Annotated in this window: 10 protein-coding genes and 1 pseudogene; 2 read left to right on the plus strand and 9 right to left on the minus strand. The window is 75.6% G+C overall.

Annotation, left to right across the window (positions count from 1 at the left end):
* Positions 1-104 precede the first annotated feature (104 nt).
* From ACIRS1_RS07490 to ACIRS1_RS07500, 3 genes are all read right to left on the minus strand, one after another.
* On the minus strand, positions 105-998 hold the full coding sequence (locus ACIRS1_RS07490) for a RimK family alpha-L-glutamate ligase (protein ID WP_402837652.1): 894 nt from the start codon (positions 996-998) through the stop codon (positions 105-107).
* A 145-nt stretch (positions 999-1,143) separates the two neighbouring features.
* Positions 1,144-1,770: a hypothetical protein gene (locus tag ACIRS1_RS07495; RefSeq protein WP_402837654.1), complete on the minus strand. Its 627-nt coding sequence runs from the start codon at positions 1,768-1,770 to the stop codon at positions 1,144-1,146.
* 225 nt (positions 1,771-1,995) lie between these two features.
* Positions 1,996-2,844: a hypothetical protein gene (locus tag ACIRS1_RS07500; protein ID WP_402837656.1), complete on the minus strand. Its 849-nt coding sequence runs from the start codon at positions 2,842-2,844 to the stop codon at positions 1,996-1,998.
* Positions 2,845-3,034: 190 nt separating this feature from the next.
* On the opposite strand from ACIRS1_RS07500, the gene ACIRS1_RS07505 reads away from it, so the two are divergent.
* Positions 3,035-4,297 (plus strand): glycosyltransferase, encoded by a 1,263-nt coding sequence (locus ACIRS1_RS07505; protein WP_402837658.1) that lies wholly within the window; start codon positions 3,035-3,037, stop codon positions 4,295-4,297.
* A 225-nt stretch (positions 4,298-4,522) separates the two neighbouring features.
* Here ACIRS1_RS07505 and ACIRS1_RS07510 read toward each other — a convergent pair whose 3' ends face one another.
* Positions 4,523-5,575 carry a DNA polymerase IV gene (locus tag ACIRS1_RS07510; protein WP_402837660.1) on the minus strand — a complete coding sequence of 351 codons (1,053 nt, stop codon included), beginning with the start codon at positions 5,573-5,575 and terminating at the stop codon, positions 4,523-4,525.
* Positions 5,576-6,038: 463 nt separating this feature from the next.
* On the opposite strand from ACIRS1_RS07510, the gene ACIRS1_RS07515 reads away from it, so the two are divergent.
* The gene (locus tag ACIRS1_RS07515) at positions 6,039-6,545 is read left to right on the plus strand and encodes a hypothetical protein (RefSeq protein WP_402837662.1); all 507 of its coding nucleotides are present in this window, start codon (positions 6,039-6,041) and stop codon (positions 6,543-6,545) included.
* Between the two features lie 105 nt (positions 6,546-6,650).
* Here ACIRS1_RS07515 and ACIRS1_RS07520 read toward each other — a convergent pair whose 3' ends face one another.
* From ACIRS1_RS07520 to ACIRS1_RS07540, 5 genes and pseudogenes are all read right to left on the minus strand, one after another.
* Positions 6,651-6,920: a hypothetical protein gene (locus tag ACIRS1_RS07520; RefSeq protein ID WP_387903778.1), complete on the minus strand. Its 270-nt coding sequence runs from the start codon at positions 6,918-6,920 to the stop codon at positions 6,651-6,653.
* 108 nt (positions 6,921-7,028) lie between these two features.
* On the minus strand, positions 7,029-7,988 hold the full coding sequence (locus ACIRS1_RS07525) for a hypothetical protein (RefSeq protein ID WP_402837664.1): 960 nt from the start codon (positions 7,986-7,988) through the stop codon (positions 7,029-7,031).
* A gap of 60 nt (positions 7,989-8,048) precedes the next feature.
* Positions 8,049-8,264 carry a hypothetical protein gene (locus ACIRS1_RS07530; protein ID WP_387903781.1) on the minus strand — a complete coding sequence of 72 codons (216 nt, stop codon included), beginning with the start codon at positions 8,262-8,264 and terminating at the stop codon, positions 8,049-8,051.
* A complete protein-coding gene (locus ACIRS1_RS07535; protein WP_402837666.1) occupies positions 8,261-9,241 on the minus strand; it encodes a S8 family serine peptidase in 981 nt (326 codons plus the stop codon). Before ACIRS1_RS07535 ends, ACIRS1_RS07530 begins: the two co-directional genes overlap by 4 nt.
* Before the next feature lie 157 nt (positions 9,242-9,398).
* A pseudogene (locus ACIRS1_RS07540) lies at positions 9,399-11,458 on the minus strand (phosphocholine-specific phospholipase C).
* Between the last annotated feature and the right edge of the window lie 263 nt (positions 11,459-11,721).

An 11,721-nucleotide genomic window follows, 5' to 3' on the forward strand; every position in this document is an offset into this window, starting at 1 on the left:
CGACCCCGGGCCACCCTTCACCCCACCCGGGGTCGGCGCCGACTCGAACCGCCCGGCCCGCACAGGACCCGGCCCGCGAAGAGCCCGGCCGGAGCGGTCCCCGCTCAGCGCGGCGCCGCGGCCCGCGCCGCCACCGCCGCGACGAAACGCCCCAGCCCGTCCGGGTTCGCCGCCAGGAACAGGTTCGGCTCGATCAGTTCCAGCTCCATCACCACCGGCTCCCCGGCCCCGTCCAGGACCAGGTCCACCCGGGCGAACAGCGGCGCGTCCGGCGACGGGACGGCCGCCAGCGCCGCCAGCGCGGTGCGGATCTCGGCACCGGTCGGCCGGTACGGCGTGACGCCGAGGTGCGGCATCCGGTCGTTGTCGATCAGCCCGGGCTCGGTGAGCAGCTGGTCCTTGCGGATCGCGTGGCTGAAGACGCCGCCGAGGAAGACCAGGGCGCGCTCCCCCTCCGCCACCCGCGGCAGGTACGGCTGGACCATCGCGGCTCCTCCCCGCTCCTGCAGCATCCCGACGTGCCGGGCGGCGTCCGCCGACCCTCCGGGCCGGTAGCGCGCGGTGTCCTGCGCACCCGCCGAGACCGCGGGCTTGACCACCACGCCGTCCGCGCCGCCGATCCCGTCGAGGTCCGCGGCGGTGAACCGCTCCCCCGGTTCGAGGAACCGGGTCGGCACCACGGCGACCCCGCGCGCGGCGAGCTCCCTCAGGTAGTGCTTGTCGCTGTTCCAGCGCACCACCGGCGCCGGATTGCAGAGCCGGGTGGCGGCCGCCACGCCGTCGGCCCACGCCAGGAACGCGTCGAGGTGTTCCACGTAGTCCCACGTCGAGCGGATGACGGCCAGGTCGTACTCCGCCCAGGCCACCGAGCCGTCGTCCCAGCGCACGGACTCGGCCGACAGGCCGTCAGCGCGCAGCGCCCGCACGATGAGCGGCAGGTCCTCGTCGAACTCGATCCCGGCGCCGCTGGTCACGACGGCCACCCTGGCACCACTCATCCGGCCCTCCCGAGCCCTCGCAGCCGTACCGCCGCCGCCCCGTCGCCTGCCCGGCCACCGGGCGCCGCCGGCCCTGACGGTTCCGAACCTACTCCCGGTCGGGCCGGGCGGGGGTGCGGGAGCAGCCCGATCCAGTGACGTTCCGTCACCGTTCCTCGGGTGCGGCGGCCCGGCGGCGTGTGCCGGAGCGGTCTGCGAGCCAGACCGCGAGCACCGCCAGGACCGCGGCTGCCAGACCGTACACCGGCAGCCAGCGGGTCGTCGGGGCGGCCAGGCAGTCGTCGACGGCGTGCCGGGCCTGATCACTCTGCGCGTACGCCAGGGCAGCGGCGTCCTGGCCGGCCAGGTCACCCAGCGCGGCCTGGGCTCCGAGTTCGGCGTAGCGGCCCAGGTGGGCGCACGCACTGCGGGTCTCCGGCATCGGGAACAGCCACGCCCAGCGTTGCATCGCCGGGGCGAGCGCCAGCGCCGCGGCCAGGCCGACGACCAGCGCGTAGGCCGCCAGGCTCCGCGCGAACCGGGCCCCGGCGCCGGGCGTCCGGCTCGGCGGTCGGCTGAACGCGAACACCACGGCGAGCAGGGTCAGCCCGAGGTAGGTGGAGAACCACTGCCAGGAGCCGGAGGAGAGCGAGAAGGCGAGCACCCCGGCAAGCGCCGTCCCCAGCACCCCGGCCCGGTCGGCCGTTCCCGGATCCGTGCCCGGGTCCGTGCCCGTGGTCCCCGTGCCCGTGGTCCCCGTGCCCTGGGCGGTGTGTCGGCCGTCGTCGTCCATGCGTCTCCCGCCTCCTGCCCTGCCCCTGGGCCGCCAGTGTCCGGCCGCGGCGCACCCGGACCGCCCGCACCATGCCGTCCCGACCGCCGGCTCGCCCGGTTGGCGGGCGGAACGGCATGGTGCGGACCGACCGGGTCACGGCACCGGGACGAGGCCTTACGCGTCGGGGTCAGCAGTCACGGGTCGGGAGACACGGGTCGGGAGACACGAACCGGGAGACACCGGTCAGGACCCCGGCCGCCGCCGCAGCGCGAAGGTCCAGGTCCGGGTGGTCCAGCTGCGCGGGTCCTCCGGGTCGCGGGCCTCGATCCGGGCCACCAGGTGCTCGCCCTCGCGGCGCAGCGAGCCGAGGAACCGGTGGTGCTCCCCCGCCGGCACCGGGAGGAGTTCGGCCAGCACCGTGCCGGCGAGGGCGCGGTCCACGGCGCGAAGCACCCCGGCGTCCAGGACCAGCACCGTCCCGTCCTCCAGGACCACCGGCCGGCCCACCTGGGACTCCGTCAGCTCGGGGCCCGGCTCGACCACCCCGCCCGGGTGCAGCCGGACCACCCGGCTCGGTTCGGCGGTGGAGCCCCGGGTCTCGACCACCCGGACGCCACTGCCGACGACGAAGTGGCCGCAGCTGCGCCAGGAGTCGGCGACGGTGCCGTCGGGCGCGTACTGCCAGGTGTCGAAGACGTCGTAACCGCGCAGTCCGACCAGGAACCGGCCGCCGCTCAGCGCCGCTGCCGACCCGGCCCGCTGCTCGGCGAGCGGGGCGCCGTCGGCGAGGTCGAGCAGCAGCGCCGGGCCGGTGAAGCCCCAGGGCGTGTAGGCGAGGGTGTCGGTGGTGACCAGGACCCGGCCACCGGAGAGGTACGCCCCGGTGCAGCGCAGGCCCTCCAGCGGGCGCGTCCACAGGTGGCGGCCGTCGGCGGCGGTGCACGCCACCGCCTGCTCGCGGGCGTGGATCCGGTGCCCGCCCTTGGCGGCCAGCAGGCCGTCCGGGCGCTCCCGGCGCCGGGCCGGCGCGGGGCCCGGCCCGGTGTGATCGCTCACCAGGGCGACGGTCCAGGGGAGTTCCCGATGCGGCATGGCCGTGATGGTACGACGCGCGGGTGGGGCGGGCCGGAACCCGGCCGGGTGCGGGAGGGGGCGGGGGAACGACGGCTCTCCCCGCCACTACCAAGCTATAGCCCACCCGGGGGCTTGTGGCAAGGCCCCCCTCCTGCCGCACAATCGACCCCCGGAAATGCCATGACCTGCGGAAACGGGAGTCTCGGAAATGCGCGTGCTGTTGACGACATGGGGATCGCGCGGGGATGTCGAGCCGCTGGCGGCGCTGGCGGTGGCCCTGCGGGAGCTCGGCGCGGAGGTGCGGGTGTCCGCGCCACCGGACGAGGAGTTCGCGGCCCTGCTGGAGCGGGTCGGAGTGCCGCTGGTGCCGCTCGGCCCGACGGTGCGCTCGATCGTCGCCGGCCCGCGGCCACCGACGGCGGAGGACGCCTTCCGGCTGGCGCCGGAGCTGGTCGCCGCCCGGTTCGACACGCTCACCGCGGCGGCCGAGGGGTGCGACGTGCTGCTGGCCACCGGCCTGATGCCGGCCGGTGCGCGGGACGTGGCGGAGCAGCTGGGCATCCGGTACGTGCTCGCCTGCTTCCACGTCCTCGGGCTGCCGTCGCGGCACTTCCCGCCGGGAGCCCGGCCGGGCACGCCGTCCCCGGCGGGCGAGACCGACAACCGGGTGCTCTGGGAGCAGGACGCCCAGCGGGTGAACGCCCTGTACGGGCCGGCGCTCAACGCGCGCCGGGCGGCGATCGGGCTGCCCCCGGTGGAGAACGTCCGTGACCACGTCCTCGGCGACCGGCCGTGGCTGGCGGCCGATCCGACGCTCTGCCCGGCGCAGGGCATGACGGAGCTCGACCTGGTGCAGACCGGGGCGTGGATCCTGGCCGACGACCGGCCGCTCCCGGCCGACCTGGAGGCCTTCCTGGACGCCGGGGAGCCCCCGGTCTACGTGGGATTCGGCAGCATGGCCGCGCACGCCCCGGCGGACATCGCCCGGGTGGCCGTGGCGGCCTGCCGCGCCCTGGGCCGGCGCGTGGTGCTCGCCCGCGGCTGGGCCGGGCTGGCCCCGGTCGACGACGGCGAGGACTGCTTCGTCGTCGGCGAGGTGAACCAGCAGGCGCTGTTCCGGCGGGTGGCCGCCGTCGTCCACCACGGCGGCGCGGGCACCACGACGACGGCGGCCGTCGCCGGGGCGCCCCAGGTGGTGGTCCCGCGGATCGCGGACCAGCCGTACTGGGCGGCCCGGGTGGCCGAGCTGCGGATCGGCGTGGCCCACGAGGGACGGACGCCGACCGTCGACTCGTTGTCCGCCGCGCTCGCCACGGCGCTGGCACCCGAGGCCCGCACCTGGGCGCTGGCGGAGGCCTGCACGATCCGCACCGACGGGGCGGCGGTGGCCGCGCGCCTGCTCGTCGAGGGGGCGGAGGCCGCGGAGGCGACGGACGCGGCCGGCGCCGGGCGGCGTCCCGGCTCGGCGTGAGGCACCGCCCGAGGCCGGGGCGCCGCGCGGTCGGACGGTCCCAGGGCCGGCGAGGGCCGGTGGGTGCCGGTGGGCCAGACCGTCCGTGCGCCGGTAGACCGGTGGGCCGGACCGTTCGTGGGCCGGCGAGCCCGTGGGCCAGATCGTCCGTAGGCCGGTGAGCCCGTGGGCCGGTGAGCCCGTGGGCCGGTGAGCCCGTGGGCCGGACGGGACGGCTCGCGGCTGCTACGGCTCGCCGAGCTCGGCGCGGACGCCGAGCAGCCGGACCGGGCGGTCCCGGTCGAAGCGCTCCAGGACCTCCAGCGCCGCGCGGGTGATCTCGGCGGGATCGCTGGTCGGTGCCTCCAGGGCGAGGCCGTGGGTGTGGGTGTGGAAGGGCGCGAAGCGGACCTTCACGGTGACCCGGACGGCCGGCCGGCCCTCGTCCTCGACGTCCCGGGCCACCCGCCCGGCCAGCACAGTGACGTTGCGGGCGATCTCCGCGCGGTCCACCAGGTCGTGCTGGAAGGTGGTCTCCCGGCTGTGCGAGCGCGCGCGGTGCGGGGCGTCGCTGACCTCGGTGTCGCCGGCGCCGTGGGCGAGCGCGCGGTACCACGGGCCCGTGACGGGGCCGAACCGGGCGGCCAGCTCCTCCAGGTCCGCGGCGGCCAGCTCGGCGACCGTGCCGATGCCGGCGTCGGCCAGCTTCCGGGCCGTCCTGGCCCCGATCCCCCAGAGGGCGTCGGTCGGGCGCCCGGCCATCACGGACACCCAGTTCTCCCGGGTGAGCCGGAAGCTGTGCCCGGGGGGCGGCCCGTCCGGGGCGGTCGGTTTGGCGAAGCCGGTGGCGAGTTTGGCGCGCAGCCGGTTGTCCCCGATCCCCACCGAGCACCAGAGGCCCGTCCCGACGTGCACCGCGGCCCGGATCCGGGCGGCCAGTGCCTCGGGGTCGTCGGTGTCCGCGCCGAGGAAGGCCTCGTCCCAGCCGAGCACCTCCACCACGGCGGGGAAGCGGCGCAGGGTGTCGGTGAACCGCTCGGAGGCCTCCCGGTAGACCGGCGCGTCGACGGGCAGGAACACCGCCTCCGGGCAGCGCCGGGCGGCCAGCCGCAGCGGCATCCCGGAGTGGACGCCGTGGGCGCGTGCCTCGTACGAGGCGGTGGACACCACGCCCCGGGCGGTCGGGTCGCCGGTGCCGCCGACCACCACCGGCCGACCCCGCAGTTCCGGCCGGCGGGCGACCTCGACGGCGGCGATGAACTGGTCGAGGTCCACGTGGAGCACCCAGTGCGCGGACACGGGTCCCAGTATCCGCCGACCGCCCCGGGGTGGCGGCCCGGCGTCCGCGACGGCGCTCCGGGTGAGGTCGGACCACGGGCCGGACGGGGTCGGGGTGATGCCCGGACGGGGCCGGAGCGAGGCCCGGCCGGGCTGCTCCGCCGGACCGTCCGGCGCGTCGTCACTCTCCGTGGGGCGGGCGCCCGCGCGGGGTCGGCGGCCGGGATGCCGCGGGGTGTCGGGCTCCCTATCGTGAGGAGTGGAGGGCTCGCGTTCCGGGGGCGGACCCGACAGCCCCGGCCGTGTCAGCCCCGGCCACCGAATCGCCACCGGAGCGCCGCCGGATCCCGTCGCGGCCTCCGCACCCCTCGCGACCTCCGCGGCCCGACCGCGCGACCGGCCCGACCGCGCAACCGGCCGACCCCGACCCGGCCGGTACCGCTTCACGCTGCTCGGAGGACAACTCCGGGAGGAGGCAATCACGATGAACATGCCAGGCTTTGCCGCCGAGTCGTCGCTCGGCCCACCGGGCGGGTACTACCGCACCGGCGCCCACCGCCAGGGCCCGCCGTCCGGGCGCCGGGGGGTGGCCCCGGCCCGGGCCCTCGGATCCGGGCTGAATGCTTCCGGGCTCGGCTGCATCCCCAACTGCGTCTGCATCACCGCCGAGGGCTGCCCCTGCTGCGACTCGGGCGGGTTCCCCGTCGACGAGGGCGCCCTGCGGTACGCCGTACCCCGCGGGACCCAGGTCGCCGAGCCCTGGCGCCGTCGCGGCACACCCGGCCGGAGCTCGTGGGGCTCCGCCCGTCAGGGGCTGGTCCGTCCGGCGGGCTGCAGCTACTCGTACGGCGGCTGCGCCCCCGCGGACGACGTGTCGTGCATGCGCGGCGCGAGCGGCGGCGGGATCTGCGTCGGCCCGGGCTACGCACCGGTCGAGGTGAGCTGTGACGACGGCAGCGTCTCCTACGGCGAGGCCCCGTGCGTCGTGTAGCGACGACCGGGCCCGGCAGTACTGCGGGTCCCCCCTGACACCTCCTGTCAGGGGGGACCCGCAGTACTGCGCGCCCGGCTGCCCGAGGGCCGCCCGTAGCGCCGTCTACATCGGGAAGTTGCCGTTCGACGGCTCGCAGCTGCCGATCTCGTCGACGTTGTGCCAGCCGGTGACCCTCCCTTCGTCGTCCCGGTCCACGGTGACGACGGTGATCACCCCGCCCATGCACCACGTGCCCCCGTACGCGCCCTGCACGGCCGCCCGGTGGACGGCGGGCACCTCGGTGCCGGCGGTTGCGATGGTGCTGCGGCCCCTCCCCCGGTAGTGACCGCGCGTCACCGCCGTCGCCCGGTCAGCCGTGAAACCTGGAAGCATGACGCTTCTCCTCTCACTGGTTCGGTTCGTCCTCTGCCCCGTTCGTCCCTCGCTCCTCGCTCCTGGTTCCTGGCTCCTGGCTCCGCCCAGCGGCCTTCTTCACCGTCGTCAGCGCTCGAAGTACGGCTGGAGCCGGGTGACCAGGAAGGGGAACCGCTCGGTCACGTCGACCCGGACGAAGGCCTTCTCCGTGACGTCCGTGTCGCGACCGGTGTAGGAGAAGACCACGTCCACGATCGTCCGGCCGCCCCCGCCCATCCGCGACGGCCGGACCTCGACCGCGCTCAGGGACTGGTTGCGGCCGAACGCCTCGGCCGCGCGCGCGTAGACGGCCGGGTACCGGACGGCCAGGTAGTTGACGGCCCGGTGCTCGTCGGCGGCGCCCGCGTTGTCGGAGAGCTGCAGGACCAGGTCCAGCACCTCCTCCGCGGTCGAGCGGTAGCGGTCCTCGTCCTGGCCGTCCGGCACCGGCAGGCTGCCGAGCAGCGTCCGGCGGTCGAAGGAGTAGATCTGGTCGAAGGCGACCACGGGCACCGTCAGCCCGTTGCAGGCCTCCGGCGGGGCGATCGGCCCGGCCGTGCCGATGACGACGTCGAGGTCACCCGGGTCGGGCCTCGGGCGGACGGCCTCGACCAGCTGGGAGAGGTCCAGCGGGTCGCGGGGGTACAGCAGGTAGGTCTCCAACCCCTGGATGGTCAGCACCCAGCACAACTGCCGTGCCAGGTAACGGTTCCCGGGCTGGGCGAGGACGGCCTGCAGGGCCTCCCGGTCGGTCAGCCCGGTGACCTCGGACCGGCCGGTGACCTGGGCGAACTCCTTCTCCGCGCTCAGGGTGGGGAAGCGCGGTTCGATGCGCCCCACCGCGTAGACGTGTGCGGACCCGGCCCGGAACGGGTCCGTTCCGCCGCAGCCGGGGCAGCCGGCCGGGGTCGGTTCCGCGGCGGCGACGGACACGGGGACCACCTCGGCGGTCTCGCCCGCCCGCGCCCGCGGGCCACCCGTACCGTCCGCTCCCGCGGGTTCGTCGATCAGCTCTGTTGCCGTGCGCTCGGTGCTGGACTCCTCCATCGGTCCACTCCCTTCTGCTGCGGAATCGGCTGTGTTCCTCGTTCCTGCGCCGGCGGGTGCTCACCGCGGCGAGCGGCCGCGGAAGCCCACCCACCGGTTGAGCGTCTCGGCGCGCCGGCGGCAGCCTCCGCAGGGCCGGATGCCGACCGTCGAGGTCGCGCGTTTGATGACGTCCCCCAGCCCGACGTCCTCGTCGGTGAGGAACCCGGGCAGTCGCATCCTGGGCCGGTCCTGCTTCCGGGCCGGCTCGGGGGCGGCCGGTGTGCGGTCGGTCATGAGGGCCTCCTCGCGGTGGTCGTCCCACCGGTCCGGGCCGCCAGCCGGTCCAGGGCGCGCGAGGCGTCCAGCAGGGCCGGCCAGAGGGTCCGGCGGGAGCGGGCGGCGTCGCACAGCGCCCGGCGGACGTCGGCCGCGCCGGCCCGCGGGAACTCGGACCACAGGAGGGCGACGGCGCCCGTCACCAGGGGCGCGGCGACGCTGGTGCCGCTGATCGGCGGCTGGCGCTCGCCGGTGGCCAGACCGAGGAGGCCCTCGCCGGGGGCGCTCAGACCCGAGCGCCCGATCGTGGCGCCGAGATTGGAGTAGGGCGCCGGGCGGCCGTGGCGGTCACAGGCGGCGACCGGGATCACCGCGGGGTGGCGGGTGAGCACCGAGCTGCCGACCACGCCCTGGTTGCCGGCCGCGGCCACCACGATCACTCCCCGCCGGGCCGCGTGGTCCAGGGCTCCGGTCAGCGCCCGGCCGTCCCGCACCGCCGACCAGCTGAGGTCCGCGCTGATGTTCACCACCCGGGCACCGGCGTCCACGACGGCCGCGAGCGCCTCGGCGAGCTGGTCGGGGTCGGTCCGCGGCGCGGCGGCGTCCGGCTGCCCGGGTTCGGCGAAGACGGGCCGCACCAGCAGGGTGCAGTCCGGGCAGATGCCGGGTGCCACCGTGCCGCGTCGTGCGGCCAGGAGGCCGGCGACGAAGGTGCCGTGCCGGCACTGCTCGCTCCCCGGTTCGGCGCATCCCACCGGGGTGCCGCCGGGGAGTCGGCGCAGGCGTCCGCCGCGCAGGCCCGGGTGCCCGAGGGCGACCGGACCGTCCAGCAGGGCCACCACGGTCTCCGGCCGCCCCCGGGAGCGGGCCATCAGGGCCCCGAGGGTGACCAGGTCCAACGGGCTCGCGCCCCCGGTGCGCGATGCGCTCGACGGCTCGTCGATCCGGGACCGCCGGGCACCGCCGGAGACGGTTTCCGTACGGATCGTGCCCATGTTCCTACGGTAGGACGGGCCTCGGGCCCCGGCACGTCCGGCCACGGGGGCGGGACGTGCCGGGGTCCGAGGGGGCCGCACCGGCGTTGACGGACAGTGGCGGAGGGGGGTTGACGGACAGTGACGGCGGAACGGGGAAGGCTCCGGCCGCCCGGTGTCAGGAGGTGACGATGCCCGGGTCGGACAGGCCCGGCGCCCCGGTCTCCACGTGCCCGGCCAGCCGGCGCACGAAGTCCCCGGTGGCGCTGGAGGTGACGGTGACGTCGTACCAGTTGCGGCAGCCGCCGAGGTCGACGGTGTGGGCGACGGTGGCGCCCGGGCGGACGGTGACGGTGCGTGGCGTGCCGCCGTAGGCGTTGGTGACGGTGAGGACCGCGTCCGCCGTGCCCGCGTTGGTCAGGGTCAGGTCGAGGTTGCCGGTGGTCGGGTTGTGGCGCGCGGCGACCTCGGGCCCGGCGGTCTTGCCGGGGTTGCGGAAGCGGCGCAGGAAGCCGTTGGGGCCGTGGACGGTCAGGTCGGTGACGCCCTTGGAGTACGTGGTGTTCCAGGCGTCCGCGATCGTCTTGCCCGCCTCCGCGGTGTACGTCCACGGGCCGTCGGTGCGGTTGGCCGAGGTCGTCAGGAACTGGCCGCCGGCCGCGGCGCCGGCACTGAACGTGAGCCGGTACTTGCCCGTGCCGGTGTCGGCCGAACCGTCCACGTAGGGGGCGTACTTGAGCGGGCGGGTGGGCTTGGTGCCGGCCTCCTGCCGCGGCATGGTGCCGGTGGCGGGCGGGGTGGGGACGTAGTCGGGGTGCCGGTTGCGGTCCGGCGGGAGGTAGCGGGCGGTGGACGGCAGCACCGCCGGCGCCGGGTTCGAGGCGGTGAAGTCGAAGGCGGTGGTCAGGTCGCCGCAGATCGCCCGCCGCCAGGGCGAGATGTTGGGCTCGGCCACGCCGAAGCGGCGCTCCATGAAGCGGATGATCGAGGTGTGGTCGAAGGTCTCCGAGCAGGTGTACCCGCCGGTGCTCCACGGCGAGACGACCAGCATCGGGACGCGCTGGCCGAGGCCGTACGGGCCGGCCGCGTTGCCGGCGTTCCCGGCGAAGTAGTCCGCCGTGGTCGACACGGTGGACAGCCCCTGGGAGGCCGAGGAGGGCGGGAACGGCGGCACCACGTGGTCGAAGAAGCCGTCGTTCTCGTCGTAGGTGATGAACAGCGCGGTGCGGGCCCACACGGCGGGGTTGGAGGTCAGCGCGTCCAGGACCTGGGAGACGTACCAGGCACCGTAGTTCGCGGGCCAGTTGGGGTGTTCGGTGAACGCCTCGGGCGCCGCGATCCAGGAGACCTGCGGCAGCGTGCCGGCCTGGACGTCCCGCTTCAGCTGGTCGAACAGGCCGTCGCCCGCCTTGGCGTTCGTACCGGTGCGGGCCTTGTCGTAGAGCGGGGAACCCGGCTTGGCGTTGCGGTAGTTGGTGAAGTACAGCAGCGAGTTGTCGCCGTAGTTGCCGCGGTAGGCGTCGCCGATCCAGCCCCAGGAGCCGGCCGCGTCCAGGCCGTCGCCGATGTCCTGGTAGACCTTCCAGGAGATCCCGGCCTTCTCCAGGCGCTCCGGGTAGGTCGTCCAGCCGTAGCCGGCCTCCTGGTTGCCGAGGACCGGGCCGCCGCCGGTACCGTCGTTGCCGGTGTAGCCCGTCCACATGTAGTAGCGGTTCGGGTCGGTGGAGCCGATGAAGGAGCAGTGGTAGGCGTCGCAGAGGGTGAAGGCGTCGGCGAGCGCGTAGTGGAACGGGATGTCGTCGCGGGTCAGGTAGGCCATCGTGGTGGCCGTCTTGGCGGGGACCCACTGGTCGTACTTGCCGTTGTTGAAGGCCTTGTGGCCGCCGGCCCAGTCGTGGTTCAGGTCCTGGACGAACTGCATGCCGAGGTCGCTGACCTGCGGGCGGAACGGCAGCACCTCCTTCTTGGCGCTGTCCGTCTGGTGCCACACCGACTTGCCGCTCGGCAGGGTGACCGGGCGCGGGTCGCCGAAGCCGCGGACGCCCTTCATCGCACCGAAGTAGTGGTCGAACGAACGGTTCTCCTGCATCAGCACGACGATGTGGTCGACGTCCTGGATGGTGCCGGTGCTCCCCGCCGGGGCGATGGCGGCGGCACGGCGATGCTTTCCGAGAGGGAGGAGAAGGCGACGGTCGCGCCGGCCAGTTGGAGGAAACGGCGGCGGTTCAGATCAGCCATGGGGGACGACTCCGCGGGTCACGAAGGGGTGGAGGACGGGCCCCCCAAGAACAGCGGGTACGGGGTACCGCCCGGCGGACCGTTCATGACTGCCCGCTGTACGGCAGACGAATGCCTGAAGTTGTACGGACATCTACGGTCGGGGGGGGGGGGGCGGGGCCCCCCCCCCCCCCCCCCCCCCCCCCCCCCCCCCCCCCCCCCCGGCCGCCAACCGCCCCCCCCCCCCCCCCCCGCGCCCAAACCCCCCCCCCCCCCCCCCCCCG

The organism is Kitasatospora sp. NPDC101176 (assembly GCF_044768035.1).
GTDB lineage: Bacteria > Actinomycetota > Actinomycetes > Streptomycetales > Streptomycetaceae > Kitasatospora.

Bases quoted from the DNA above. Each gene is read 5' to 3' on its own strand.
- ACIRS1_RS07515 (WP_402837662.1), top strand. From the start codon at position 6,039: ATGAACATGCCAGGCTTTGCCGCCGAGTCGTCGCTCGGCCCACCGGGC.
- ACIRS1_RS07525 (WP_402837664.1), bottom strand. From the start codon at position 7,988: ATGGAGGAGTCCAGCACCGAGCGCACGGCAACAGAGCTGATCGACGAA.
- ACIRS1_RS07535 (WP_402837666.1), bottom strand. From the start codon at position 9,241: ATGGGCACGATCCGTACGGAAACCGTCTCCGGCGGTGCCCGGCGGTCC.
- ACIRS1_RS07495 (WP_402837654.1), bottom strand. From the start codon at position 1,770: ATGGACGACGACGGCCGACACACCGCCCAGGGCACGGGGACCACGGGC.
- ACIRS1_RS07530 (WP_387903781.1), bottom strand. From the start codon at position 8,264: ATGACCGACCGCACACCGGCCGCCCCCGAGCCGGCCCGGAAGCAGGAC.
- ACIRS1_RS07490 (WP_402837652.1), bottom strand. From the start codon at position 998: ATGAGTGGTGCCAGGGTGGCCGTCGTGACCAGCGGCGCCGGGATCGAG.
- ACIRS1_RS07520 (WP_387903778.1), bottom strand. From the start codon at position 6,920: ATGCTTCCAGGTTTCACGGCTGACCGGGCGACGGCGGTGACGCGCGGT.
- ACIRS1_RS07505 (WP_402837658.1), top strand. From the start codon at position 3,035: ATGCGCGTGCTGTTGACGACATGGGGATCGCGCGGGGATGTCGAGCCG.
- ACIRS1_RS07500 (WP_402837656.1), bottom strand. From the start codon at position 2,844: ATGCCGCATCGGGAACTCCCCTGGACCGTCGCCCTGGTGAGCGATCAC.